This is a genomic window from Natronosalvus rutilus, from assembly GCF_024204665.1.
GTDB classification, from domain to species: Archaea; Halobacteriota; Halobacteria; order Halobacteriales; family Natrialbaceae; genus Natronosalvus; species Natronosalvus rutilus.
In genome coordinates this window covers 3649792-3673631 of record NZ_CP100355.1, presented here as the reverse complement: position 1 = coordinate 3673631, position 23840 = coordinate 3649792, and the positions used below count along the sequence as shown (strand labels likewise).

The window sequence follows — 23840 nt, the reverse complement described above, 5'->3', positions numbered from 1 at the left end:
GGCGCCCGATACCGGAGACGTGACCACCGAAACGACACACTTCGAGCGTGCTCGCGAGCACCTTCGACGCGCGAGCGACGCCGCCGACCGAACCGTCCAGGAGCAGGCCGATTCGATTCAGGAAGGGCTAGACGAGGAACTCGAGGGCCACCGCACACAGGACGAACCCGGCCCGAAGACAGACCGGATTGCCGAACTCATCGAAACACTCGACGGCCTCGAGTCCGAGGCGTCGGGTGAGGCCGGCGAGCGGATCGCTCGTGCCCGGGAGGCCTGCATCGAGTATCAGAAACCAGTGGCGCAGGACGACGACGAGACGTAGCACCTGGGGCGCAATCGCCACTCCCGACCTCGACGACCTCACGCTGAACGTCTTCACCCGCGATCCGCACAGATGCCGACGAAGTTCCGCAGGATCTGGAGCCCAGTCTCGCCACTCTTCTCCGGGTGGAACTGGGTGCCGAAGACGTTGTCCGCCTCGTTCGCGACGATTGAGGGGAACCGCCGTTCGTAGTCGGTAGTCGCGACCGTCGCCGACTCGTCGTTGGGGACGGCGTAGTAGGAGTGGACGAAGTAGGCGTAGCGCCCGTCGACGCCCTCGATGAGCGGGTGTTCTCGTTCGACGGCGAGTTCGTTCCAGCCCATGTGGGGGATCTTTTGCCCTTCGGCGAAGCGGACGTTGGTTCCCGGGATCAGGTCCAGGCCACTGACGGCCGACTCGCCGTCGGTCTCGCCCTCCTCGCTCGAGGTCAGGAGCATCTGCATGCCGAGACAGATCCCGAAGAGCGGCTGGCCGCGGTCAGCGACCGCCAGCAGGTCCTCCCGGAGCGGATCGGCGTTCTCGACGCCCTCGCGGAACGCGCCGACGCCCGGGAGGACGACGCCGTCGGCGTCCTCGAAGTCGGCCGGGTCGTCGGTGATTTCGACGGCGGCGCCTGCCCGCTCGAGGCCGCGCGTGACGCTCCGGAGGTTTCCCAGGCCGTAGTCGACGATGGCGACGTCGGCGAGGGTCTCCTCGCTCTCCGCCGGGGACGATAGCGTGCTCTTGGTCATACGTACGGGTCGGCGACGAGCGAGCAAGTGCGTTGCCCTTCGAGAAAGAATCCCCTCCCGGAGTCGGCTTATTTCGCGAGCGACTCGGCCATCCGCTTGGGGAAGCCCTTCAGCAGTTCCCACAGTCCCATTGGCTCCTCTTCGGCGCGGATGTAGGACCGAACGCGCTGGCTGAACATCTCGACGGAGATGATCAGTACCAGGATGACGAGGATGGTCGCCATCATGTTCGTGTACTCGAACAGGCGCTGCTGGACGGCGAGCGTGTAGCCAATCCCACCGCCGCCGATGATCCCCAGGCTGACCGCGATTCGGATGTTGATCTCCAGAATGTAGAGCGTCCACGCGATGAACGGCGTGGTTACCTGCGAGAGCATTCCGAAGACGATCACCTGGACGCGGCCCGCACCGGTCGTCTGAATCGCCTCGATCGGTCCCGATTCGATTTCCTCCAGTTCGTCCGTGAACAGGCGACCCAGGTTCCCGATCGTGTCGGTGGCGATCGCGAGCGTTGCGGTAAACGGTGTCACGCCGCCAAGCGGGACGTAAATCAGCGCCCAGACGAGCGCTGGAATGGCCCGAATCGAGGACATGATCCCCCGGAAGAGGAAGTTGAACGGGAACGGCGTGACGCGGCCCGAGCCAAGGACGCTGAACAGCAGCGCGAGCGGGAAGCCCATAATCGTCCCGGCAAAGCCCATTGCGAGGGTGATCCCCGCCTGCCCGAAGAGGTTCCGATCGACGATGAACTCCCAGTACTGGCCCACGTCGAGAACCGGAACGCCATTGACATTCGTGACCGGGAAGTACTGCTCGAGCGCCCCGATGAACTGCGGCCCGTAGCGAATGTACTGGGCGACGGTCATCTCGACAGCGATCAGCGCCCGGTAGAAGAGCGCCATGACAACCAGAAAGAGGAGTCCGCCAATTACGGCCCGGATTCGACGTGCACGTCGAATCTCCTTGTAGCGTTGCTTTACCTCCGGCGAGAACGTTTGTTGGCTCACTGTGCGGTCGCCTCCGTTTCGTCGCTAATGAGATCACCCAAATCGGTTCCGTCGGTCGAGGGCGAATCGTAGATTCGGTCGATCACGTCGAGGTCGAAGTCTTCGGCGTAGCCGTCGAAGACGACTTCGCCATGTTTCAGGCCGATGAATCTCTCGCCGAACTGGCGGGCGAGGTTCACCTGATGCAAGCTTACGACGGTCGTCAACTGTCGATTCTCCGCCGCTCGCAGTAGATACGTCATCACTTTCTGTGCGCTGCCGGGGTCGAGGCTGGCGACCGGTTCGTCGGCGAGTAACGTCATCGGCTTCTGTACCAGCGCTCGGGCGATCCCGACGCGCTGTTGCTGGCCGCCGCTCATCTGGTTCGCTCGCTGGCCCGCCTCGTCGAGCAGTCCGACGGTCTCGAGGGCTCGTAGCGCCTCGAGTTTCTCTTTGCGGTCGTGAGACTGGAGCACACTCTCGAGCACGCCGCTTCGCTGTAACGTTCCGGTGAGCGCGTTCGAGTAGGCGCTCATCTGCCCGATGATGTTGTGCTGCTGGAAGATCATCGCGATCTCAGGGTGCGGTTCCGTGATGTCGGTATCGTTTATCGTGATCGTCCCGGACGTGGGCTTCGTCAGCCCGTTCATACAACGCAGAAGGGTAGATTTCCCCGATCCGGACGCTCCGAGTACCACGACGAACTCGCCCTGTGGGACCTCGAACGAGACGTCTTTCAACGCCTGCGTATCGCCAAATCGTTTGCTCACCCCCTCGACACTGATATATGACATTGAATGGTGTTGTAGAGTATACCGTAAGAATCGTTTGGATTGGTCCGAGCGTTACTCGCCGGCGAGGTCGGCGAACTCGAGGCCGAGTGCGTCCATAACGTTCTTGATCGGGTCGTAGTCCTCGATCGATCCTTCCTCCACGCCGGTGAACCACAGTTGCTCCTCGGAGTCCTCGTCGATGAGATCCTCCTCGGTCGCGTTCAGCAACGCCTCCTCGATGTCGCCTTTCAGCGAGGAGTCCCAGTTCGAACGGGCGACGATCGGCGCTCGCGGAATGGGGTCGGATTCGGAGAGGAGTCGCATTTCCTCGTCCGCGCTTCCGACGCTGTCGGCCTCGGCCGAGATCTCCAGGAATTGATCCGAGAACTGGTCCTCCGGGATGTGCGGCGCGAGCACGAACGCGCCTGCGCCGGCGGCCATGACTTCGTCCTGCTGGAGGAGTTCGTCACGGGCGGTCGAGTGATCCGAGTGACGCGTGTTGAAGTCTTCCGGGCTGCCGTCGGGCGCGTCACCGACGTCGAGTCCGGCTTCCGAGAGCATGTACAGTGGGAAGAGGCTCCCGGAGACCGAGAGCGGGTCGCTGAGCGACACGTCGGTGCCCTCGAGGTCGGCCAGTTCTTCGATTCCGCTGTCCGGTGTCGTCGCGATCAGCGAGAAGTACTGTTCTGCACCGTAGGCGATGCGGACACCGAGGACGTCCATAGAGTCGGGTGCCGCGATCACGCCCGTCGGCGAGATGTCTGCGATTTCGGCCTGATCGTTCCGAATCGCGTCGACCGTCGCCGTGTAACTGCTGGTCTCGGTCGCGTCGATCGTGGCCCCGGTCTCGTCCTCGAGGTAGTTGAACAGCGGTTCGTACTGTTTCATCATGTCGACGTCACCCTCGGCGGGGTTCAGCACCATCCGAACCTCGTCGTCGTCGCCACCGTCGCCCGAGAGGTCTCCCAGACAACCTGCCAGCCCCGCTGTCGCAGTCACACCTGCACCTTTGAGGAACGTTCGCCGCTTGTTTGTCCACCGTGTCTGATCGGACATGGATGACACTATGAACGCCACCATTTAGGAGTTTCTATGTCGCCTACATACTCATCCATCGGTATCCCATTAGAGCCGTGCTTTGTACACAAACACGCCGAGTTTATCCGCTATTTTGCCCCCTTTGAACTATTATTAAACAAACGAACACTGAAAAATTCCGTCGGTTTTCTGTGGTGCTTGCTCGAGCGAAATGTGATCTTCCCGAACGAAATACGAGTTTTTCACGCATATGTGAATCACCGATCAAGCCTCGAGGGAGAACGAGAGAGAACGCGACCGTCAGCAACCACTGGTCGAAACGGCTAGTCGAACCCGTCGAGTCGTGCTTGCCCGCTCCCCTCGCCACCACCGTCGAGTCCCGCCAACTCGGCTGCCGTCTCGAGCGTCTCTGCGAACGTATCGGTCTGGCTCCGGTCGTACAGCGTCGCGGCCGGGTGGAGACAGATCAGGACGCGTCTCGCGGTGTCGCCGATGCGGGCGTCCTCGACGGTTCCGGCTTCCTTCGTCACCGCGACCGACCGTTCGAGCAAGTGCTCGCTCGGCACCTTCCCGAGCGTGACGATCACCTCTGGGTCGAGTCGGACGATTTCGGTCTCGAGGTAGCCCCGACAGTTTGCGAGTTCCGCCTTCTTGGGATCGCGGTTCTCGGGTGGCCGACAGCGCACGCAGTTCGTGATGCGGACGTCCTCGCGGAGGAGGCCCACGTCCCGGAGGTGGTCGTCGAGAACCGATCCGCTCCTGCCGACGAAGGGCTCCCCTTCGCGGTCCTCGGTCGCGCCGGGCCCCTCCCCGACGAACAGGAGGTCGGCGTCCTCGGGTCCGGCTCCGTTGACAATCTGACTCCGCGACTCGACCAGGTCGCCACAGCGCGTACAGCCCGTCACCTCGAGGCCATCCATGTGTTCGGCGTCTTGCTCGGGGTCAGTCGACAGTTCACCGTCGGCGTCACCGTCGTCCGCGGTCATACGCTTCGCTCGGAGAGCCACCTACTAGAACCCTTCCACGCGCGTTCAAAAATCAAAGGCGAGCTGGCTCTACCGCGAAACCGACTCGAGGCGTTCGCCCTCCAGCTCCTCGAGGCACCGCTCGAGCGGAGCGAGCGCCTCGTCGGCGATCGTGTACGGGTCAGTCTCGCCCGTCCGGACCGCCTCCGCGAGCGCGTCGACGCTGCCGGCGCGCTCGAGTTCGCCCTGGAGCAGGTCGTGGACGTCCTCCCGGAGCAGGGTTCGGATCTCCTCGCCGTAGCGTCGACGGGTGCGCTCGGCGAGGGTCCCGGAGCGCTCGAGGTAGTGGCGGTGGTGTTCCAGGTCGTCGATCAGGTCGTCGACGCCGGTTCCGTCGGTGGCGACGGTTTCGACGACGGGTGGGACCCAGGTCTCGGGTTCGGCTGACTCGTCTGGTTGGGCTGGTTCGTCTGGTTCCCCCTCACCGCCGTCCTCGCTCGAGTGAGGACTCGAGCCACTCTCGCTCATCGCGTCCATACCGTGGTGGCCGCCTCCCGAACTCGAAAAGCCGCTGCTCCCGTCGCCCAGTTCGATCATCTCGAGGAGTTCCTGGACCGTCCGGTCGGCACCTGGCCGATCGGCCTTGTTCACGACGAAGACGTCGGCGATCTCGAGGATGCCGGCCTTGAGCGTCTGGATGGAGTCGCCGGAGCCTGGCGGGACGAGCACGGCGACGGTGTCCGCGGTCCGGACGATGTCGATTTCGTTTTGCCCGGCGCCAACGGTCTCGATGATGATTCGGTCCTTGCCGAAGGCATCCATCGCCTTGACGGCGTCAGCGGTCGCCGTCGAGAGCCCGCCGAGGGTTCCCCGGGCGCTCATCGAGCGCACGAAGACGTCCATGTCGCCGACCGTCGAGGCCATGCGGATGCGGTCACCCAGTACGGCCCCGCCGGTGAAAGGCGAGGAGGGGTCGATGGCGATCACGCCGACGGTCTCGCCGCGCTCCCGGTAGGTCTCGGCCAGTTTGTCGACCAGCGTGGACTTGCCAGCGCCCGGACTGCCCGTGATGCCGACGATTTCGGCGTTGCCGGTGTGGGCGTACAGGTCGGAAACCAGTTCACGGTAGCCCGGCGCCCGGTTTTCGATCTTCGAGATGACGCGCGCGAGCGCCCGGTGTTTTCCGGCCAGGAGGTCCTCGAGCAGGTCGTCGTCGCCGCTCATCGCTCGGGGGCGTTCTCGCGGACGAACTCGACGGTCTCCTCGATCGACGTGCCAGGTCCGAAGACGGCGGCGACGCCTTCCGCTCGCAGGGCCGCCTTGTCCTCCTCGGGGATCACGCCCCCGACCAGGACGAGGGTGTCCTCGGCGGCGTCGTACTCCTCGAGGCCGTCCATGATCTTCGGGACCAGCGTCTTGTGGGCTCCCGAGAGGATCGAGATGCCGAGGACGTCGACGTCCTCCTGGACGGCCGCCTGGACGATCTCGGCGGGCGCCTTGTGCAGTCCGGAGTAGATGACCTCGAAGCCGGCGTCGCGGAACGCTCGAGCGATGACGTGGGCCCCGCGGTCGTGGCCGTCGAGGCCGACCTTCGCCACGAGACACCGGATCGATCGCGTTTCCTGTTCGCTCATGCCCGTTCCTTTTCCGCCGGTCGGTTTGACTCTAACGGAAGTTCGTGGGGTTCGTGCGCCAATCGACGCGCACAAATCGCCGGCGCACGACTCACCGTCAATGACTGATCTCGCGACCGACCTCCCGTTCACCGTCGACGTCCCGATCCGCTATCGCGACCTCGACACCTTCAGCCACGTCAACAACGCCGTCTACGTCACCTACCTCGAGTCGGCCCGAGCCGCGTACCTCGAGGCCGTCGCCGACCTCGCCGTCGAGGACTACGGGTTTGTCGTCGCCAACCTCGAGATTACCTACGAGCGCTCGATCACGATGGGCCAGGACGTCGTCGTCGCGACGGGAACCACCGAACTGGGCACCTCGAGCTGGACGATGAGTTACGAAATATACGCCGACGAGACCCGCGCGGCGACCGCGGAGACGACGCTCGTGTGCGTCGACGTCGAGACGCGATCGTCGATTCCGATGCCGGACTCGTTGCGTCAGCGGATCGTCGAGTACGAGGGGCTCGAGGAATAACGGTTCGTTCGAACGATGGGGCGTCGGGTCACTCGATTCGCCCGCCAGTCAGCCGAACCACACCGCCAGCATGGGTCTCGTGGGCGACCGCGCTCGCCCGCGCCCGGAGCCGGTCGTGGGCGTCTCGCACCTTTCGATCGAGCTGGCCGGAGAGGTCCCGGTCGTAGCGAAGCCGCGTCGTCGGCGGCGTCGACAGGGCGACGACGCCCCGGAAGAGCGCGTTGACGGGCGGCGCGTACCAGCGCTCGCTCCGACCGGCGTTGACGAGGACGAGGTGGCCCCCGGGCGCGAGCGCGTCACACCACTGGTCGACTGCCCGCGCCGGCTCGGCGAGCATGCCGACGACGAAGGTGGCGAGAATTGCATCGACCCCGTCCTCGTCGGGAATCGGCGGCTGCGTCGCGTCCGCCCGGACGACGTGGACGTTGTCGTACTCGGCCGTCGCTACGCGCGCTCGCTCGAGGACGCCCCGGGTGAAGTCGAGCCCGATCACGGTGCCCTCGGGACCGACCTGCTCGCGCAGGTACGGCAGGTTGGCGCCGGTTCCACAGCCCATCTCGACCACGGTGTCGCCTGGCTCGAGTCGGCAGGCGAGGGCGGCCTGGCGTCTGAGGGTGACGATACCGGGCGTTCGCGTGGCCAGCAGGTCGTACAGGCGCGCCCAGCGGCCGTAGAACGCCTGGGCGTCTTCGGTCATAGCAGCTCGCGGATCGTCCTCGCGACCGCCTCCGCGTCCGGACCCAGCACGTAGGTGAGGGGTTCGATGCCTTCGCCGCCGGTCTGGTAGAGGACGGTCGCCGTCGGGGTGTCCTCGACGGCCGCCCCGACGCTCGAGGCGACGTCGCCCGATTCGTCGAACTCCGCGAGGTCGTGGCCGCGCTCGGCCAACTCGTCGAGGAGCGCGGGATCGTACCGGACGTTCACGGCGGCCGCCGCGTCGCTGCCGTGGCGTCGCGCGGCGAGGAGTACCGTGGCCACGTGTTCGGAGACGCCGAACTCGGGCTCTCCAGGGACCGTCGCTCGCCCCTTGACGTCGAAGATGCGCCCGGGGACGCCGGCTACGTCGTCGACGTCCTCGGCGTCGGGGACGCAGGCGACGAGGTTCGACCCCACCGCCGGGATCAGCCCGGCGAAGCCGCTCGCGTTCTCGAGGATGCGCAGCCCGCGTCGGAGCGAGGACCGAACCCGCTCGCTCGAGCGGACAGCACTCTCGGGGTCGTGAACGCGAAAGCTCGCGTCGTGTTCGGCCAGCTGCGGGACGGACGTCTCGTGGAGCGTCGCCAGCAGGTCGCCGGGACTCTCGAGGTCGCGCACGAGCACCTCGATCTCGACGAGCGCCTGGACCGGCGACATATCGCCGCTCGAGAGCCCCTCGCCGAGTCGAGTCACGAGTTCCTGGACGCGGTCGTCGTCGGCGATGCGATCGTTCGTGGCGACGTCGCCGTGGGCGTACTTCGAGACGGCGCTCTGGCTGATGCCGAGCACCTCGGCGACCTCGCTCTGGGTCAATCCCCGCTCGCGAAGCTCTCCCGCGAGCTGTGAGCGGATCGTCGGCAGGAACTCCTCGACGACGATCTCTTCGACGAATTTCATCTGCCCGGACGTAGGGGACCGCGTACAATAACTGTGGGGATCGTCCTGGCCGTCACTCCCCGCGGCTCGCGGCACCCGTCGCTCGAGGCGCGCGGTTCGGTCTACTCCTCGCGACGGTCGAGTTGGTCGCCGCCGAACTCGTCGTCGCGCTGGATCCGGGAGGCCTGCGGGCCGTCCTGGTCCTGGTACTTCGAACCACGCTCGCTCCCGTAGGGCCGATCGGCCGGCGTCTTCAGCTCCGTGAAGGTGAGCTGTGAGATCCGCATTCCCGGCGAGAGGGCGACGGGGGCACTTCCGAGATTCGACAGCTCGAGGGTGATCTGGCCTCGATACCCCGGGTCGCACAGACCTGCGGTCGCGTGGACGACCACGGCAAGCCGCCCCAGCGAAGAGCGGCCCTCGACGTGAGCGATCAGGTCCGCCGGAATCTCGACGCGCTCGTGGGTCGTCCCCAGCACGAAGTCGCCGGGGTGGAGGATGAAGTCCTCGCCGTCCTCGACGACGGTCTCGGTGACGTAGTCGTCGACCTCGCGCTCCTCGTTCGGGTGGATGCAGGGGATGTTCGTGCGCTGAAACTCGAGGAATCGACTCCCCAGCCGAAGGTCGACGCTCGCCGGCTGGATCTGCAGGTCGTAGTCGTCGATCGGTTCGACCACGAGGTCGCCCGCCTCGAGTCGGTCGAGGATGTCCGCGTCCGAGAGGATCATGTACGGGGACTCGCGTGCGGCGTGGTAAATGGTTCGGATCCGCGGGCGCTTTCGTGGCTAGGCTGGTGGTGGCGACAATGGCCAGAACCGCGTCTATCCCTCGGCTGACGCCTCAGTCGTCTGCGAGCGCCTCGTCGATCGCCCCGACAATCGCCGCCGTGTCAGGCTCGACTCGGTCGCCGTCGACGACGATCCAGGGCGTTCCCTCGATGCCGAGCTCCATCCCGTGAGCACGCTCGGCCTCGAGGCCGTCCCGGTAGGTCACGCTCTCGGCGTCCGCCCGAACCTGCTCTGCGTCGAAGCCGAAGTCGCTCGCGACCTGTTCGATGAGGTCGTAGGAGTACCCGTCATCCCAGTGGTTGAAGATTTCGCCAGTGAACTCGAAGAACGCCTCGTTGCCCTCCTGATCCTGGACCGAGCGGGCTGCGCTCGCGACGGCGTAGGACCACTCATCCTGGACGGGGATGGGAAAGTCCCGGTGTTCGTAGCGAATCTGTTCCCCGTCGACGTACGCGTCCTTGATGTCCGGGAACATCTCCGTGTGGTAGATGGCGCAGTGGCCACAGCCGAAGTCCTCGAAGACGGTGACCGTAACGTCTGCGTCCGGGTCGCCGATGACGGGTATCTCGAGAAGGTCGTCCTCGTCGACGCCGGAGTCAGACCCGTCGCCGTTGCCGTTGCCATTTCCCTTCTCGTCGCCGTCGCCGTTTCCGTTCCCGTCGCCCTCCGCATCACCGCCACCGAGACAGCCAGCGCCGGCGACCGCCGATCCGGCGGCGAGTGCGGCGAAGCGTCGTCGCGTCACGTTCATGGTCCATCGTATCGAGTCCGCGCGCAAATAGGTGTCGCAGTCGCCATCCTGTAGCTCGAGCGTAACCGCGGGCGTTTTACCGGTCGTCCACCTCGTCGTCTGCATGAAACAGGCCATCGTCGCCCGAACGGACATCGGCATGGGAACGGGAAAACTCGCCGCACAGGTGGCACACGCCTCGCTGTCGGCCTACGAGAAAGCCGACGACCGGTCGCGTCGGCGCTGGAAGAACGGCGGCCAGAAGAAGATCGTCCTCAAAGGATCGGGCGAGCGCGAACTTCACGAACTCGCGGCCATCGCCGACCAGGAGGGGCTGCCGAACGCGATCGTCCGCGACGCGGGCCACACCCAGCTCGAGCCCGGAACGGTGACGACGCTGGCCGTTGGCCCTGGCGACGAGGAGCTGGTCGACCGGGTGACGGGCGAGCTGTCGCTGTTCTGATCGACCGGTCCATCTCGCGGTGGGACCCCCAGGACGCCCGTCCGAAGGCGCGCTCGAGTGCGCCCAAGTTCGCCGCCTCGAGAACGCCTTTCACGCTCGAGGCCGTTCGTTCACCTATGAGTGGAACGCCGACCCCAAACTCCGGCGACGACCCGCACGGCGACCAACCCGTCGAGCGCGCCGGTGCTAACCTCGAGGACGCCAACGCCGCGATGATCCTCGTCCACGGTCGCGGCGCCCGCGCCTCGGGCATGCTCGAGATGGCCGCCCAGTTCGACCGCGACGACGTGGCCTACCTCGCGCCCCAGGCCGTCCGCGGGACCTGGTATCCCCAGTCGTTTCTCGCCCCGATCGAGGCCAACGAGCCGTACCTGACCTCGGCGCTCGACCTGCTCGAGTCGACGCTCGAGACCGCGAACGAGTCGTTCCCGGCCGAGCGGACGATCCTGGCCGGCTTCTCACAGGGGGGCTGTCTCGCCAGTGAGTTCGCCGCCCGGAACGCCCGCGACTACGGCGGGGTCGTCGCCTTCTCCGGCGGGCTGATCGGCCCCGAGGGAACCCCACGGGAGTACGACGGCTCGCTCGAGGGCACGCCCGCGTTCTTCGGGTGTAGCGACCAGGACCCCCACATCCCGCTCGAGCGGGTGCACGAGTCCGTCGAGGTCTACGAAGGGCTCGGAGCCGACGTCACCGAACGAATTTACGAGGGGATGGGCCACACGATCATCGAGGACGAACTCGAGGTCGTCCGTGATATTGTCGACGACGCGGCCGACCAGTAGCCCGAGAAGGCGCTACTGTGGCGTTCGAAGCAGCGGCCATACGGTGATGCCAAGCGACCGTACGCACTATACCCTTTGTAGTGAAACCTGAATGCCGACTCGAGCGGGCCGTCCTCCCTCCGCCAGCGGCGCTCGGAACAGCGGTTTCCGCACGCGGCCTGAAACCGATCGCCCGCCGCGGGTTCGCTCGTTCACCGCCAATCGTTTCGATATCCGCACGCGGTCGGCAAATATGCCGTATAAAACGAAATAAATGCGAAATTAGCGGTCTTTATTCCGATTTTATTATGAATCTGGCGGCAGTCTTAGATAGATCTGAAGCCAATTACGCGTGTGACCGAAAACCATGTCTAACGTCAGCGAACGAAATCTGACATCCCGTACCATCGAGGGAGTGGAAGCGCTGGTTAGCACGGAATCCGGCGAGGTTTTTATCGACGTGCCAGCCGCGAATCCGCGCTACATCCGCGTCGAGGAGGGCGACGTGATTCAGGAAGGAGACGCCCGCTCGCGAACGGAAGAAGAACTCGCATCCGACTCCCTTAGAAAATGGACGGTAGATACGATCGGACCGGAGACAGTCATCGGGACGGATCGAGAGACGGACGAACGGCGCGAATGGGATCGGGAGTCGCTCGAACAGAAACTCGCGATCGGCAGCCTCTCCACCAACCTCACCGATTTCGAACGAGTAAACGTCGGGGGATCCCGTCCGGCGGACCGGGACGATCGACGGTCGGACGAGCAACTCGTGACCGTGACCGCATACGGGAATGACGGCCGAAAATTCACTCAATCGTACCGTCACATCGACGTCGATGAGGGCGGCGACGAACGCCGCCTTGAGTTGGCCAAATCGGAGAAACGGATCGAGGGTTTCGAAGACGATCTGCGAAAGGAGTTCAACGAAGCGGTTGAGCTCGCGCTGCGAAACGAAGGGTACGCGGTCTGACCGCCGTTTTGTTCGACTCGGCGTTCTCAGCGACCGTCGATTCTCGCTATCGCGATAGCTCACGGATCAGCGGGCAGTACGCGTCAGGATTGATCAGACTTGATTGACCCGGGTGGAGTGGGTAAGTTTCAGCCATCCTCCGGACGGCACGTATGCTCGTGACGTAGCATTGCTTCACCTCGGGTATCGAAGAATCCGTCTGGACCATCTCAGTCAGTTCGTCTCAGTGCGCTGTGGTGAGTGTCCTCGTTTCTCCGCCCTCGTTTTGAATACGGAGTTCCGCTTGCCGGGGCGTCTCGTCGACACGAACGGTGATGACGAACGAATAATTGGTTTCCTCCTGTCCACCTCCTCCGAGTCTGTAGTCACAGCCGTACGCCAGAAGCTCCTGGTCGGTGGGTCTGGTAACGCCGAGGAACTCGACGTTGTCAGTGGTGATGTGTTCGGTTGCCTCCCAGACGAGAATCGCGTGCTCGTCGAACGATACGCCCTCGAAGAGTGCGTCGACGTCTCCGTGTTCCCGCTGTCCAGGATCGATTCTCGGCGCTATCTGGTCGTGTTCGGTAACGAGGGTAAGCGGCGCGTGTTGCTCACGAAGGAAATGAAACCTGGTCTGGGTAACGTTGTGGCTCACCTGGTCGGCTTCGTCGGGGGCGTGCGAACAGGCGCGACGGCGGATCTCCTCGTCGGACTCGTCGAGACACCCGACGATAGCACTCGAGGCGGACAGTCCCACGCCAGCGAGGAGGGAACGTCTGTTCATTACAGTGAAATAATCTACGCTGTTTAAATACGTTCTCCTGAACGAAAGCGCAATTCGAGTAGCGGCAGTCGCTATCTTTGTCCAGCGTATCGAGCGGCTTTCAGCAACGTCTCCAGGTCGGGACTATCACCGGTTCTCGTTTCCCAGCCCCCGGACTCACTCCACGGACACTGGCGCCTCGAGCGCGGCACTCTCGTACAGCGCGTCGATCACGTGCATGTTCGCGACCGCTTCGTCGCCGTCGGTTCGCGGCCGGGTCCCCGTCTCGATGCAGCGGGCGAAGTGCTCGACCTCGAGTCGGTACTGGTCGACCGGTTCAAACGTCTCGACGCCGTGCTCACCGTCAATCTCGTACTCGAGTTCGAGGGCGCCGTCGGGCACGTCGAAGGCGTCGTCGACCTCGAGCCAGCCGTTCGTCGCCTCGACGCGGTAGCGCTGGTGTTTCGGCGTGTCGAACCCGGAGGCGATTCGCGCCGTCGCCCCGTCGTCGTACTCGAGGACGCCGGTGAGGGCGGTGTCGACGCCCGCCTCTCGCGAGTCGTGGGCGTGAGCGTAAACGCGGTCGGGTTCGCCGAGGAACTGTCGAGCGGCCGAGATGGGATAACAGCCGACGTCCATGAGCGACCCACCAGCGAGGTTCGGATTCAGCCGGACGTCGTCGGGGTCGCCGCGCAGGGAGAAGGTGAACGACGCGGCGACCGAGCGCACGTCCTTGAGCGCCTCCCGCGCGAGTTCAATCGCCCGCTCGGTTCGCGGGTGGTAGCGGTACATGAACGCCTCCATCAGGACGACGTCCCGGTCGTCACAGTGGGCGACGACCTCGCGCGCTTCGTCGGCATCGACGGCGAGCGGTTTCTCACACAGGACGTGGAGCCCCGCATCGGCCGCGCGCTTCGTCCACTCGCCGTGGAGTGCGTTGGGCAGGGGGACGTAGACTGCGTCCAGGTCCGAATCGCCGAGCAGGTCGTCGTACGAGCCGCACGACCGCGGGATACCGTACTCCTCGGCGACCGACTCGGCCCGTTCGGCGTCGCGGGAGGCGATGGCGCCGACGCGGTGCTCGCTCGAGTCGATCGCCGGCAGCAGCGCCTTCTGCGCGATTCCGGCCGTCGACAGCACGCCAAATTCCATACGCGAATCGCCGCCGGGAAGGCGCAAAAAGCCAGCGGATGCGGTGACGAACGGAAGGGTCACGGATACTGATCGGATCTTCGAGATAGTACTCGAAAGCGAGAATCCACCGAGATGGAGTTAATGACTGGGTTTCATCGGCCGCTCTGGTGTCGCTCTTCGTTCCCCAAAATCGACCTCGAAATGGCGATTGATCCGATGGGGCTAGCGTTTTCCGACAGCGGCACTCGGAAAGTAATCTACCTCTCCGTTCAATCCTCATCCGAACACCGTCTAGGAAGTCCAACAATTATTTATGGAACGGTTCTGGAATTCACTTATGGGACGAAAGAACTTTAATTATGCAGGCGTTCTCGAGCGCGGTCTTGCATTGCTCCTCGATGGTCTCATTACGTTCATGCTCCTGCTTGCAGTCTTACTCCCACTGATATTCGTCTTCCAGCCCGAATCCCCGGAATCGGCTGAAGCGCTGGCAGGTTTCGTCGGGATCGTTGGAAGTGCCGTGTACTACGTGGGGACTGAAGCAAAGTGGGGTGCAACAGGCGGAAAGATGGTTATTGGTTTGCGAGTAGTCAACCGACACGGCGAGCGGTGTTCACCTGGAGAGGCCGTCATACGGAATATCACGAAGCTCCTCGGCTCAGGGACGCTTTTGGCGGTCATCGTTGCTATCCTCCTCATTGTCTCGTCGGAGGACAACCAGCGTCTCGGGGATATGATGGCCAACACGATGGTCGTTCGAAACTAACTGACAGAGGTCGCACGAAACGCTCCGCCTCACCGTTCAATTCTCTTCCGAACACCGCTAGGACACGAGACCGAATCACTATGTCACCGTGCCCGGTAGGCTCCGCCATGAACGTCTACCGCACTCGAGCCGGCCTGTTCCACCAGTTCCGGGACGTCTTGCAGTTCTACTATCCCGCGATGATCGACACCGTGGTGGGCGGGTACGCCGCTCAGGTCGACGAGCGGGACGGCTACGTCTACGACGCGCGGACGAGACACCTCGTGGCCGCGGCCCGCGGCGTCCACAACTTCAGCCTGGGCGTCCTCGAGAATGGACCCGACTGGTGTCGCTACGCCGCCGAACACGGCCTCCAGTTCCTGTCGAGCGTCCACTGGGACGACGAGCGCGAGGGGTACGACTGGCAGCTCGACTGTCGCGAGCCGACCGACCGCACCCGTTACTGTTACGGGCACGCGTTCGTCCTGCTCGCCGGGGCGCGGGCCCACGAGGCCGGCATCCCCGGTGGCCGCGCGGAACTCGAGCGCGCGTTCGACGTGCTCGAGGAGCGATTCTACGAGACCGAACACGGGTTGTACGCCGACCGAGCAACGCCCGACTGGGACTCGCTCTCGCCCTACCGCGGCCAGAACGCGAACATGCACGCCTGCGAGGCGCTGCTCGCGGCCTACGAGGCGACCGACGAGGAGCGGTTCCTCGAGCGGGCGTACACCGTCGCCGATCGGTTCACCCGCGAGGTGACGAGTGCGACCGACGGTCTGCTCTGGGAGCACTACACAGAGGAGTGGGAACCGGATCTCGCGTACAACGAGGATCAGCCGGCCCACCAGTTCCGGCCCCCCGGCTACCAGCCGGGGCACCACGCCGAGTGGGCGAAGTTGCTCGCGCTGCTCGCCGACCATCGATCGGAGGGCTGGCTCCTCGAGCGTGCCCGAGAACTGTTCGACGCTGCCGTCGACTTCGGCTGGGACGACGAGCACGGCGGGCTCTACTACACGGTCCAGGACGACGGCGAGCCGATTGTCGCGGACAAGTACGGTTGGGTGCACATCGAGGCCATCGGCGCGAGCGCGTTGCTGAGCCGGTTCGACGACGCCTACGCCGAGTGGTACGATCGCCTCTGGGCGTACTCGCGCGAGCACCTGATCAATCCGAAGTACGGCAACTGGTACGCTCGACTCACGCGCGCCCACGAGCGCGACGGTCCGAACCGTGGGCCGGCGGTCGAACCGGGCTACCACCCGCTGACGAACTGCTGGCTCGCGATGCGGGCGCTCGAGGACGAGCCGCCGGCGTTCGGTACCAGTTGAAGGCCCGACTACTGCCGACCCGCGGCATACCCGCGGCCGATCCGCCGACTCGAGACGAGCACCGCGTAGGCGCCGATCAGAGTGCCGGCGACGAGGGCGACACCGTCGCGAGAGACCAGCGCGCTCGAGAGCGCGAGTCCGACGAGCAAAAGCGTGATCCCCGAGGCCCAGCCGACGAAGTACGCGCCGTGACTGGCGACCGAGACGATATCTGCGAACCCGGCGCGCAGCGATCCGGTTCGCCCGTAGTTCGCGAGGGCGATCGGCAGGAGGTAGGCGGCGATACCGAGAATCGCGAGTACCGCCGTCGAGCCCACGAGGACGGCGAACGTCCCGCCACCGGTCGGCACCTCGCCTGACTCGGTGAGCAATCGAACCGTCGAGAGCGCGATCACGAGGGGGATCGCCCCGTAGGCGATCGTGATTCCGACGGCGCCTAGCGCCTGGCGAAGAACGGTGCGCTCGAGAAACGGCGGTGGGTCGCGTTCGGAACCGAGAACGAGCACCGAAACGACGTACCCGAGGAGCGCCACGAGCGGGAGAACGGGGACGACCAGCACGTGGACGAGGACGCAGAGCCAGGCGGCGACCAGGGACGTCTCGGCGTGGTCGCCGCGGAACGGATACGCGAGCGCATCGTCCATGCTCGTCAGTCCCGTTCGCCGGGCTTTACCTCTTCCGAGAGCCGACGGACGTCCACTGCGTCCGGTCGTACCCCCCGCGAAACGGACATCTGCAAAATAAACTCACTATCGAGTGAAAGATACACACATTTATTAACCTGTTTAGCACAGTTCCCGCTAGCATGGGAGACCATAACGGAGTTACCCGCCGACGGTATCTGTTGACGACCGGGGCAATCGGTACCGCTGCCCTCGCCGGTTGTGCGGACGATGAGGAGGGTAATGGAAACGGGAACGCGACTGGGAACGGGAATGGGAACGGGAACGGTGGTGGCGACGGCGACCTCGAGATCGTCCACTGGTGGACCGCCGGCGGCGAACAGGAAGCGTTCAACGCACTCGTCGACGGGTACGAGGAGAACACGGACTTCACCGCTGGCCCCAACCCGGCTCCTGGCGGCGCTGGCTCGGGGATCGACCAGACGATCCAGGCTCGCGTGATCGACGAAGAGCCACCGGGAACGTTCCAGATCTGGCCTGGCGAGGCGCTCAGGACGTACACGGAAGCCGACGCGCTCGAGCCGGTCGGCGAACTGTACGAAGACGGCGCCCAGGACGCCTACCTCGACAGCGTCGTGGAGGCGGCCACCATCGACGGCGACGTCGTCTCGGTCCCGATCAACATCCACCGACTGAACAACGTCTTCTACAACGTCGAGGTGCTCGACGACGCCGGCGTCGACGTCGAGAGCATCGACGGCCCCGAGGGGCTACTCGAGGCGTTCGAGACGGTCGATAGCGCGGGGTACGTCGGCATGGCCCAGCAGACCCAGGAGCCATGGGGCACCCTCCAGCTGTGGGAGGTCGTCTTCACCGGCCAGCACGGCGTCGACACGTTCCAGCAGTTCCTCGACGGCAACGCGTCCGACCTCGAGAGCGAAATCAACGACTCGCTGTCGCTGGTCGCCGACTACAGCGAGTACTTCAACGAAGACGCAGGTACGGTCTCGTGGGACGAGGCCAACAACGCCGTGATCACCGGCGACGCGGCGTTCCACCACAACGGCGACTGGGCGGCCGGCGAGTACCAGACCGCGGAGGACTTCGAGTACGGCGAAGGCTGGGACTACGCCGCCTTCCCCGGCACCGAGGGCGTCTACACGCTCGTGATGGACTCGTTCGTCATGCCGGCGAACAACCCCACCCCGGACGCGACCGAGGCGTGGATCGAGTACTGTTCGACGGCCGACGCCCAGGAGCGGTTCAACCCCCCGAAGGGTTCGATCCCGCCGCGAACCGACGTGCCGACCGACGAGTTCCCGCCGTTCCTGCAGGACCAGATGTCGGCCTTCCAGGACTCCGACGAGCAGGTCACGTCGATTGCTCACGGGAGCGGGCTCCAGCCAGCCCAGGCGAGTGAGGTTCAGGAGGCGTTCGCGGTCTTCACCGACAACTGGGACCCGGACGAGACGACCCAGGAACTGATCGACATCTTCTGAGAACTCACTGAATCTAGTTCATGGACTTTGACATACGTCGAACACTGACGCGTCTCGCTCGCGGGCGTCGTGAAGCGGCGGATTCCGAGGAGGAACGAACCGACGAGCGACCCGTCCGAACCGACGGCGGCGCCTCGAGCACGAGTACAAGCGCGAGCGGGCGCACCAGTCGCTGGACCCGACTCCGTCACAGCGAGGCGGTCCAGGCGATCCCGTTCTGGCTCCCGCCGGCGCTACTGATGGGCCTGTTCGTCTACGGGGCGATCAGCTGGAACCTGCTCATCTCGCTTACCGACTGGAGCAGTCTGCTCCAGCCCGATTACACGGACCTGTCGCTCGATATGTACCGCCAGATGCCGGACGATAAATCGTTCAGGGCAGCGTTCCGGAACACGGTCGTCCTGCTGGTCGCGTTTACGGGCGTTTCACTCGCGATCGGGCTCGTTCTGGCGATTCTCGTCGACCAGAACATCCGATTCGAGAACACGTTCCGGACGATTTACCTGCTGCCGATGGCGCTGTCGTTCGTCGTCACGGCCATCTTCTGGGCGTGGATGTACAACCCAACGACGGGGACGATCAACGTCGTCCTCCGGGGGCTCGGGCTCGATTTCCTCACGAGAAACTGGATCGGCAACCCGGACACCAGGCTCGCGGCGATCATCTTCGCGCTGACCTGGCAGTTCAGCGGCTACGCGATGGTCGTCTACCTGGCCGGGCTTCGCGCGATTCCGGACGCCCACTACGAGGCGGCGAAAGTCGACGGAGCCAGCACGTTCCGCATGTACTTGCGCGTCATCGTCCCCCAGTTGAGCGCGGCGACGACGTCCGCGGCAGTCGTGTTGATGGTGTTCGCGCTGAAAGCGTTCGACTTCATCTACGTCATGTTCGGGGACAATCCCGGTCGATCCGCGGACATCCTCGCAGTGATGATGTTCCGGGTGGCCTTCTCACGGACTCAGTGGGCGTACGGCGCGGCCGTTGCGACCGTCCTCTTCCTGCTAGCGCTGACGGTCGTCGGTCCGTACCTGTATCTGCAGTATAAACGAGGTGATCTGTAATGGCACTCGTCGAATCCGAAACGGCCGACGAAACGCCCGACGGAACGCTCGAGCGCCTCGACACCCAGCGAATCGCGCTCTACGTGGTCCTGGTCGGCTTGATCGCGTTCTACCTCTCACCGCTGTGGGGCGGGATGACGACCGCGTTCAAGACCGACGCCGGTTTCGTCCAGACGACGCCGCTGATCCCGCCAACTCCCGAGTGGTTCACTCTCGCGCCGTGGCAGGAGGCGTTCGGCCGATTGCAGGGCGGACTCCTCAACAGCGTCACGTTCGTCGTTCCGGCGACGGTCCTGTCGGCGCTGTTCGGCAGCCTCGCCGCGTACGGCCTGACGAAGCTCTCCTGGCGCGGCCAGGTCGGCGTCCTCGTAATCTTCCTCGCGGGGGTCTTCCTGCCGTATCAGTCCGTACTGGTGCCGCTCCGGCAGTTCTGGTCGATGGTCGGTCTCGCCGACCTGCTCTCGTTTGCGCCCTTCCTCGCCGAGCGGGTGGACCTGATCGAACTGACGATCACGCACACCGCCTACGGAATTCCGATCTGTACGATCCTGTTTCGATCGTACTACAAGGGGATGGACGACGATATGATCGAAGCGGCGAAGATCGACGGTGCGAACGCGTTCGGTATCTACAAGCGGATCGTCTTCCCGCTGTCGCTGCCAATGTTCGCGGTGACGCTCATCTACCAGTTCACCCAGGTCTGGAACGACCTGCTGTTCGCGCTCGTCCTCGTCAGTTCGCGCTCGAACTACGTCGTTACCCAATCGTTGAACGAACTGCAGGGATCGCTGGCCCAGGAGTACAACATTCAGATGGCCGGCGCGTTCATCGCCGCGTTGCCGACGATTCTCATCTACGTGATCTTCGGCCGCCAGTTCGCCCAGGGAATCACGGGTGCATCGTAACCGACTACACCAACCACACTAACCAATGGCCAACCTCACACTCGACAACGTAACGAAACGCTTCGACGACGGCGACGACCAGATCGTCGCGGTCGACGACGTCTCGATCGACATCGACGACGGCGAGTTCCTCGTCCTCGTCGGCCCATCCGGCTGCGGGAAATCCACCACGCTCCGGATGATCGCCGGCCTCGAGACCGTCTCCGACGGCACGATTTCGATCGACGGCGAACGGATCAACCACGTCCCGGCCCAGCAGCGGGACATCGCGATGGTGTTCCAGAGCTACGCGCTGTACCCGCACATGACCGTCCGGGAGAACATGCGCTTCGGCCTCGAGGAGTCCACGGACCTCGACAAGACGGCGATGAACGCCGCCGTCGAGGAGACCGCGGAACTGCTCGAGATTGCCGACCTGCTCGATCGTAAACCCAGCGAACTCTCCGGCGGGCAGCAACAGCGCGTCGCGCTGGGCCGAGCGATCGTTCGCGATCCCGCCGTCTTCCTGATGGACGAACCGCTCTCGAATCTCGACGCCAAACTTCGGTCGGGGATGCGCATGGAACTCCAGCGCCTGCAGAACGACCTGGGCGTGACGACCGTCTACGTCACCCACGACCAGACCGAGGCGATGACGATGGGTGATCGAATCGCCATCCTGGACGACGGAAAACTCCAGCAGGTCGCGACGCCCCTCGAGTGCTATCACCGTCCGAAGAATCTCTTCGTCGCGGGCTTCATCGGGGAGCCGGCGATGAACTTCTTCGACGTGACGCTCGAGGAGGATCGACTCCTTCTAGAGGGCACCTCCCTCGAGTACCCACTCTCGTCGACGGTCCGCGAGGACCTCGGCGATACGACCGACCTCATCCTCGGAATTCGTCCGGAGGACGTCGAACTGCTCGAGTCGGGCGGCAGCGTTCACGACTTCCCGGTCGAGGTCGACGTCGTCGAGCCGATGGGCAACGAGAACAACCTGCTGGCGACGTTCGCGGAGACCGACCTGTCGATCAACGCGATCACCGAGGGGATGCGCCTCATGCGCGACGGCGAGCGGTACGCGGCGCGGCTCCCGGAGTCGGCGATTCACCTGTTCGATCGCTCGAGCGGGCAGGCGCTGCACAATCGTCAGATCGAGGACGAAGACGAGTTGCTCGAACCGCGGATCTGACCCGCTCGCCGCATCGACACGGATTTTCTAGTCAGACGTCGCTCCCCGAGCCCAGCACCGTTCGCACGTCCTGCGGATCGATCAACCCACTGGCGAAGGCGAGTCCGGCCCAGACGGCCACGCCGACGGCGATGCTCGCGAACAGCATGCCCAGGCTCGAGATGAAGGGCGCGAGGACGACGACCAGCAGCCCCATGACGCCGGTGATAGCGACGATTTTCCCGACCGTCGCCGCGAGTTCCTCGAGGCACAAGGAGAGTTCGGCGTGGACGACGTAGAGGTTCACGCCGACGTAAATCGAGTGGGTGGCGACCGTCGCGATGGCTGCGCCGACGACGCCGATGGTCGGGATCAGGACGACGTTGAGCCCGAAGTTGGCGAGGGCGGTTCCGCCTTTGGCCATCGCTCGAGCGCGAGCGCGTCCGAGGTAATCTAAGCTGTCGCTCGTGAGGTTCGTAATCGCCTGCAGGACGACGAAGACACAGAGCACCTGCAACACGGGGATGGCGCCGGCGTAGTCGCCGCCAAAGACGAGGGTCACGAACGGCTCGGCGACGATGGCCAGGCCGACGGCCGCGGGGACGTAGAGCAACAGCGTGTTCGTCAGCGCCGTCTCGTAGAGCGTTCGGGCGTACTCGATGTCGCCAGCGGCCTTCTGTTCGCCGAAGTTGGGCGAGATGGTGAACCCGAGGGAATCCGCTGGCGCGAGGACGAAATCGACGACCTGCTTCGCGAGGGTGTAGAAGGCGACGGCTACCGGGTTGAGGAAGAACCCAACGAGGACGATGTCGATCTGTTTGTCGATGACGTTCGCCCCCCGGGTCGCAGTGAGGGGTACGCTGTACTCGAGCACCCGGCGGGGGAGCCCCGGTTCGAACGACGACGCTCGCTCGAAGGCGCGATAACACTGGAGGTAGAGGACGGTAATCCCGAAGACGGCGGCGATGGCGTAGCCAACGACGTAGCCGAAGAAGGCCCCGAGCGCGCCGAAGCCGGCGACGACGAACGCGACGGCGAACAGGAGCCGCGAGACGCCGCCGATCGCCTGGACGGCGGCGCTGTACCCGAGCATGTTGAACCCCTGGAAAGTGATGATAGCGAGGCCGTGGAACGACATGGCCAGGACGTAGACGGCCCCGGCAGCGAGAAACGGCGCGACGGCCCCGTCGCCGAGTACCGCGGCGATCCGATCGTGGCCAAAGAGCAGGATGACCGAGACGACCGCGATGCAGAGCACCTGCACGGCGACGGTCAACTCGAGGACGCGAGGAATCTGGCCGGGGGCCTTCTCCCGATACTCGGCGAGGTAGCGCGCGGCGGACTTCCCGAGGCCACCGCCGGCGATCAACTGGACGACGCTCAGCACGCCGATCGCCCAGAACAGCGTGCCGTAGCCGTCGGGATCGAGGAGGAATCGCGCCAGAACGACCATCAGCACCGCGCTCGAGCCCATGTAGATCGCTCGAGCGACGAGCATAGCCTTGAAGCCGCGTACGATGTGATTCAGCGTGCGTGAACTCATTGTATGAAAGTCGTGATAGTGGATGGAGACGATGTGTGGGTCGTGACAGTGGGTGGGAGACGATATATGGGTCGTGACAGCGGGCAGACGGCGGCATCGCGAGGCGGCCGTCGTCCGTGCGACTGGTCGATTCTGGTTTGTGGCGGTCGACGGCCACCGACACGAGGCGGCCCAGCGGTCGACAGTCGGCGTCGAACCCACCGGTCGCTCGAGTCCAATGCCTGAATAGTGGTTTGTAATGCGGTCCGTTCGACCTCGAACGAACGGGCTACCGACGGCAGGTTCGAGAACGCCTTTGGCCGTCAGTGGGTGGGCTCAAAACCGACGTACGAACTCGAGCAGTGGCCAGTAAGCAGACCCTACGCGGCGACGCCGACGAGCGCGACGACTGTCCGGTGACTGATCGTCGCGAGAACCCGAGAGGATCGATTACTCGATGTCAATGTCGCCAGGACGGACGTCGTCGAGCGAAACCCCCGATGGCCGAATCACGTTCGTCTTCGGATCGTACTCGAGCACGTACATATCGGCCATCTTGGGGAGGTGATGGTGGTGGAGGGTAGTCGCAACGCGGTCGGCGCCCCCCTCGTCGGGTGTGTTGACTCCATCCTCGCGAGCTGCAATACCGGCGGCCAGCTCCTCGAGATCGACTGGCGTAGTCGTTCCGGCGAGAATGTCGAGCACCAGCCGTCGTCTGTCGTCGGCAAGCAATCGATGGCGATCGCTCGTGGTGAGATCAATTGAGCGCGCACGTTCGTCCATCATATTTGGCTGTGACATTGATTCGCTCCGGCCGGCCAGCAGCGCAGTTTGCCAGCACTTGTAGGGCTGACGGTACCGACGGCTGTAAG

At 64.4% G+C, this 23840-nt stretch carries 27 protein-coding genes; 11 read left to right on the top strand and 16 right to left on the bottom strand.

Annotated elements, in window-relative coordinates; all coding sequences use genetic code 11:
• Positions 1–19: 19 nt before the first annotated feature.
• Positions 20–322 carry a DUF7553 family protein gene (locus NGM29_RS17880; RefSeq protein ID WP_254158136.1) on the top strand — a complete coding sequence of 101 codons (303 nt, stop codon included), beginning with the start codon at positions 20–22 and terminating at the stop codon, positions 320–322.
• Positions 323–375: 53 nt separating this feature from the next.
• Here the strand turns inward: NGM29_RS17880 and hisH are convergent, their stop codons facing one another.
• From hisH to NGM29_RS17845, 7 genes are all read right to left on the bottom strand, one after another.
• On the bottom strand, positions 376–1053 hold the full coding sequence (hisH, locus tag NGM29_RS17875) for an imidazole glycerol phosphate synthase subunit HisH (RefSeq protein WP_254158135.1): 678 nt from the start codon (positions 1051–1053) through the stop codon (positions 376–378).
• Positions 1054–1121: 68 nt separating this feature from the next.
• Complete coding sequence (phnE, locus tag NGM29_RS17870) at positions 1122–2060, bottom strand: phosphonate ABC transporter, permease protein PhnE (protein WP_254158134.1); 939 nt, start codon at positions 2058–2060, stop codon at positions 1122–1124.
• Positions 2057–2833 carry a phosphonate ABC transporter ATP-binding protein gene (gene phnC, locus NGM29_RS17865; RefSeq protein WP_254158133.1) on the bottom strand — a complete coding sequence of 259 codons (777 nt, stop codon included), beginning with the start codon at positions 2831–2833 and terminating at the stop codon, positions 2057–2059. The genes phnE and phnC overlap by 4 nt, the downstream gene beginning before the upstream one ends.
• Before the next feature lie 51 nt (positions 2834–2884).
• Positions 2885–3868 (bottom strand): substrate-binding domain-containing protein, encoded by a 984-nt coding sequence (locus NGM29_RS17860; protein WP_254158132.1) that lies wholly within the window; start codon positions 3866–3868, stop codon positions 2885–2887.
• A gap of 305 nt (positions 3869–4173) precedes the next feature.
• Positions 4174–4770: a uracil-DNA glycosylase gene (locus NGM29_RS17855; RefSeq protein ID WP_254160633.1), complete on the bottom strand. Its 597-nt coding sequence runs from the start codon at positions 4768–4770 to the stop codon at positions 4174–4176.
• A 135-nt stretch (positions 4771–4905) separates the two neighbouring features.
• Entirely contained in the window at positions 4906–6039 is a 1134-nt protein-coding gene (meaB, locus tag NGM29_RS17850; RefSeq protein WP_254158131.1) for a methylmalonyl Co-A mutase-associated GTPase MeaB, read from the bottom strand.
• Positions 6036–6449, bottom strand: coding sequence for a cobalamin B12-binding domain-containing protein (locus NGM29_RS17845; RefSeq protein ID WP_254158130.1), 414 nt, complete (start codon positions 6447–6449; stop codon positions 6036–6038). Before NGM29_RS17845 ends, meaB begins: the two co-directional genes overlap by 4 nt.
• Before the next feature lie 100 nt (positions 6450–6549).
• On the opposite strand from NGM29_RS17845, the gene NGM29_RS17840 reads away from it, so the two are divergent.
• Positions 6550–6969 carry an acyl-CoA thioesterase gene (locus NGM29_RS17840; RefSeq protein WP_254158129.1) on the top strand — a complete coding sequence of 140 codons (420 nt, stop codon included), beginning with the start codon at positions 6550–6552 and terminating at the stop codon, positions 6967–6969.
• Positions 6970–6997: 28 nt separating this feature from the next.
• Here NGM29_RS17840 and NGM29_RS17835 read toward each other — a convergent pair whose 3' ends face one another.
• From NGM29_RS17835 to NGM29_RS17820, 4 genes are all read right to left on the bottom strand, one after another.
• Positions 6998–7666, bottom strand: a complete 669-nt coding sequence (locus NGM29_RS17835; protein WP_254158128.1) for a class I SAM-dependent methyltransferase — start codon at positions 7664–7666, stop codon at positions 6998–7000.
• Positions 7663–8562, bottom strand: a complete 900-nt coding sequence (locus tag NGM29_RS17830) for a thiamine-phosphate synthase family protein (protein WP_254158127.1) — start codon at positions 8560–8562, stop codon at positions 7663–7665. The genes NGM29_RS17835 and NGM29_RS17830 overlap by 4 nt, the downstream gene beginning before the upstream one ends.
• A gap of 101 nt (positions 8563–8663) precedes the next feature.
• Positions 8664–9269, bottom strand: coding sequence for a dCTP deaminase (gene dcd, locus NGM29_RS17825; RefSeq protein ID WP_253429747.1), 606 nt, complete (start codon positions 9267–9269; stop codon positions 8664–8666).
• 112 nt (positions 9270–9381) lie between these two features.
• Positions 9382–10080, bottom strand: coding sequence for a DsbA family protein (locus NGM29_RS17820; RefSeq protein ID WP_254158126.1), 699 nt, complete (start codon positions 10078–10080; stop codon positions 9382–9384).
• A gap of 103 nt (positions 10081–10183) precedes the next feature.
• Here NGM29_RS17820 and pth2 point away from each other — a divergent pair, with 103 nt between their 5' ends.
• From pth2 to NGM29_RS17805, 3 genes are all read left to right on the top strand, one after another.
• Positions 10184–10522 carry a peptidyl-tRNA hydrolase Pth2 gene (gene pth2 / locus NGM29_RS17815; protein ID WP_254158125.1) on the top strand — a complete coding sequence of 113 codons (339 nt, stop codon included), beginning with the start codon at positions 10184–10186 and terminating at the stop codon, positions 10520–10522.
• A gap of 116 nt (positions 10523–10638) precedes the next feature.
• Positions 10639–11304, top strand: a complete 666-nt coding sequence (locus tag NGM29_RS17810) for an alpha/beta hydrolase (RefSeq protein WP_254158124.1) — start codon at positions 10639–10641, stop codon at positions 11302–11304.
• A 346-nt stretch (positions 11305–11650) separates the two neighbouring features.
• On the top strand, positions 11651–12256 hold the full coding sequence (locus NGM29_RS17805) for a hypothetical protein (RefSeq protein ID WP_254158123.1): 606 nt from the start codon (positions 11651–11653) through the stop codon (positions 12254–12256).
• A 223-nt stretch (positions 12257–12479) separates the two neighbouring features.
• Here the strand turns inward: NGM29_RS17805 and NGM29_RS17800 are convergent, their stop codons facing one another.
• Both NGM29_RS17800 and NGM29_RS17795 read right to left on the bottom strand, forming a co-directional pair.
• Positions 12480–13019, bottom strand: a complete 540-nt coding sequence (locus NGM29_RS17800; RefSeq protein WP_254158122.1) for a hypothetical protein — start codon at positions 13017–13019, stop codon at positions 12480–12482.
• Between the two features lie 156 nt (positions 13020–13175).
• Complete coding sequence (locus tag NGM29_RS17795) at positions 13176–14150, bottom strand: Gfo/Idh/MocA family protein (RefSeq protein ID WP_254158121.1); 975 nt, start codon at positions 14148–14150, stop codon at positions 13176–13178.
• A 319-nt stretch (positions 14151–14469) separates the two neighbouring features.
• On the opposite strand from NGM29_RS17795, the gene NGM29_RS17790 reads away from it, so the two are divergent.
• Entirely contained in the window at positions 14470–14898 is a 429-nt protein-coding gene (locus NGM29_RS17790) for an RDD family protein (protein ID WP_254158120.1), read from the top strand.
• 107 nt (positions 14899–15005) lie between these two features.
• Positions 15006–16208 (top strand): AGE family epimerase/isomerase, encoded by a 1203-nt coding sequence (locus NGM29_RS17785; protein ID WP_254158119.1) that lies wholly within the window; start codon positions 15006–15008, stop codon positions 16206–16208.
• Positions 16209–16216: 8 nt separating this feature from the next.
• Here the strand turns inward: NGM29_RS17785 and NGM29_RS17780 are convergent, their stop codons facing one another.
• On the bottom strand, positions 16217–16852 hold the full coding sequence (locus NGM29_RS17780; RefSeq protein ID WP_254158118.1) for a DUF4013 domain-containing protein: 636 nt from the start codon (positions 16850–16852) through the stop codon (positions 16217–16219).
• 161 nt (positions 16853–17013) lie between these two features.
• On the opposite strand from NGM29_RS17780, the gene NGM29_RS17775 reads away from it, so the two are divergent.
• The 4 genes from NGM29_RS17775 to NGM29_RS17760 are packed head-to-tail and all read left to right on the top strand — an operon-like array spanning position 17014 to position 21467.
• A complete protein-coding gene (locus NGM29_RS17775; protein ID WP_254158117.1) occupies positions 17014–18330 on the top strand; it encodes an ABC transporter substrate-binding protein in 1317 nt (438 codons plus the stop codon).
• A 20-nt stretch (positions 18331–18350) separates the two neighbouring features.
• Positions 18351–19391, top strand: a complete 1041-nt coding sequence (locus NGM29_RS17770; protein WP_254158116.1) for a carbohydrate ABC transporter permease — start codon at positions 18351–18353, stop codon at positions 19389–19391.
• Complete coding sequence (locus NGM29_RS17765) at positions 19391–20296, top strand: carbohydrate ABC transporter permease (protein WP_254158115.1); 906 nt, start codon at positions 19391–19393, stop codon at positions 20294–20296. Before NGM29_RS17770 ends, NGM29_RS17765 begins: the two co-directional genes overlap by 1 nt.
• A 25-nt stretch (positions 20297–20321) precedes the next feature.
• Entirely contained in the window at positions 20322–21467 is a 1146-nt protein-coding gene (locus NGM29_RS17760) for an ABC transporter ATP-binding protein (protein ID WP_254158114.1), read from the top strand.
• Positions 21468–21498: 31 nt separating this feature from the next.
• On the opposite strand, the gene NGM29_RS17755 is transcribed toward NGM29_RS17760, so the two are convergent.
• The gene (locus NGM29_RS17755) at positions 21499–22989 is read right to left on the bottom strand and encodes a flippase (RefSeq protein WP_254158113.1); all 1491 of its coding nucleotides are present in this window, start codon (positions 22987–22989) and stop codon (positions 21499–21501) included.
• A 429-nt stretch (positions 22990–23418) separates the two neighbouring features.
• Complete coding sequence (locus tag NGM29_RS17750; RefSeq protein WP_254158112.1) at positions 23419–23769, bottom strand: DUF7344 domain-containing protein; 351 nt, start codon at positions 23767–23769, stop codon at positions 23419–23421.
• Positions 23770–23840: the final 71 nt, after the last annotated feature.

Coding starts and splice junctions, on each gene's coding strand:
- NGM29_RS17860 (WP_254158132.1), bottom strand. CDS start 3,868: ATGTCCGATCAGACACGGTGGACAAACAAGCGGCGAACGTTCCTCAAA.
- NGM29_RS17755 (WP_254158113.1), bottom strand. CDS start 22,989: ATGAGTTCACGCACGCTGAATCACATCGTACGCGGCTTCAAGGCTATG.
- NGM29_RS17785 (WP_254158119.1), top strand. CDS start 15,006: ATGAACGTCTACCGCACTCGAGCCGGCCTGTTCCACCAGTTCCGGGAC.
- NGM29_RS17805 (WP_254158123.1), top strand. CDS start 11,651: ATGTCTAACGTCAGCGAACGAAATCTGACATCCCGTACCATCGAGGGA.
- hisH (WP_254158135.1), bottom strand. CDS start 1,053: ATGACCAAGAGCACGCTATCGTCCCCGGCGGAGAGCGAGGAGACCCTC.
- NGM29_RS17810 (WP_254158124.1), top strand. CDS start 10,639: ATGAGTGGAACGCCGACCCCAAACTCCGGCGACGACCCGCACGGCGAC.
- meaB (WP_254158131.1), bottom strand. CDS start 6,039: ATGAGCGGCGACGACGACCTGCTCGAGGACCTCCTGGCCGGAAAACAC.
- NGM29_RS17830 (WP_254158127.1), bottom strand. CDS start 8,562: ATGAAATTCGTCGAAGAGATCGTCGTCGAGGAGTTCCTGCCGACGATC.
- dcd (WP_253429747.1), bottom strand. CDS start 9,269: ATGATCCTCTCGGACGCGGACATCCTCGACCGACTCGAGGCGGGCGAC.
- NGM29_RS17795 (WP_254158121.1), bottom strand. CDS start 14,150: ATGGAATTTGGCGTGCTGTCGACGGCCGGAATCGCGCAGAAGGCGCTG.
- NGM29_RS17750 (WP_254158112.1), bottom strand. CDS start 23,769: ATGTCACAGCCAAATATGATGGACGAACGTGCGCGCTCAATTGATCTC.
- NGM29_RS17855 (WP_254160633.1), bottom strand. CDS start 4,770: ATGGATGGCCTCGAGGTGACGGGCTGTACGCGCTGTGGCGACCTGGTC.
- NGM29_RS17820 (WP_254158126.1), bottom strand. CDS start 10,080: ATGAACGTGACGCGACGACGCTTCGCCGCACTCGCCGCCGGATCGGCG.
- NGM29_RS17840 (WP_254158129.1), top strand. CDS start 6,550: ATGACTGATCTCGCGACCGACCTCCCGTTCACCGTCGACGTCCCGATC.
- NGM29_RS17765 (WP_254158115.1), top strand. CDS start 19,391: ATGGCACTCGTCGAATCCGAAACGGCCGACGAAACGCCCGACGGAACG.
- NGM29_RS17790 (WP_254158120.1), top strand. CDS start 14,470: ATGGGACGAAAGAACTTTAATTATGCAGGCGTTCTCGAGCGCGGTCTT.
- NGM29_RS17760 (WP_254158114.1), top strand. CDS start 20,322: ATGGCCAACCTCACACTCGACAACGTAACGAAACGCTTCGACGACGGC.
- NGM29_RS17845 (WP_254158130.1), bottom strand. CDS start 6,449: ATGAGCGAACAGGAAACGCGATCGATCCGGTGTCTCGTGGCGAAGGTC.
- NGM29_RS17835 (WP_254158128.1), bottom strand. CDS start 7,666: ATGACCGAAGACGCCCAGGCGTTCTACGGCCGCTGGGCGCGCCTGTAC.
- NGM29_RS17770 (WP_254158116.1), top strand. CDS start 18,351: ATGGACTTTGACATACGTCGAACACTGACGCGTCTCGCTCGCGGGCGT.
- pth2 (WP_254158125.1), top strand. CDS start 10,184: ATGAAACAGGCCATCGTCGCCCGAACGGACATCGGCATGGGAACGGGA.
- NGM29_RS17780 (WP_254158118.1), bottom strand. CDS start 16,852: ATGGACGATGCGCTCGCGTATCCGTTCCGCGGCGACCACGCCGAGACG.
- NGM29_RS17775 (WP_254158117.1), top strand. CDS start 17,014: ATGGGAGACCATAACGGAGTTACCCGCCGACGGTATCTGTTGACGACC.
- phnC (WP_254158133.1), bottom strand. CDS start 2,833: ATGTCATATATCAGTGTCGAGGGGGTGAGCAAACGATTTGGCGATACG.
- NGM29_RS17800 (WP_254158122.1), bottom strand. CDS start 13,019: ATGAACAGACGTTCCCTCCTCGCTGGCGTGGGACTGTCCGCCTCGAGT.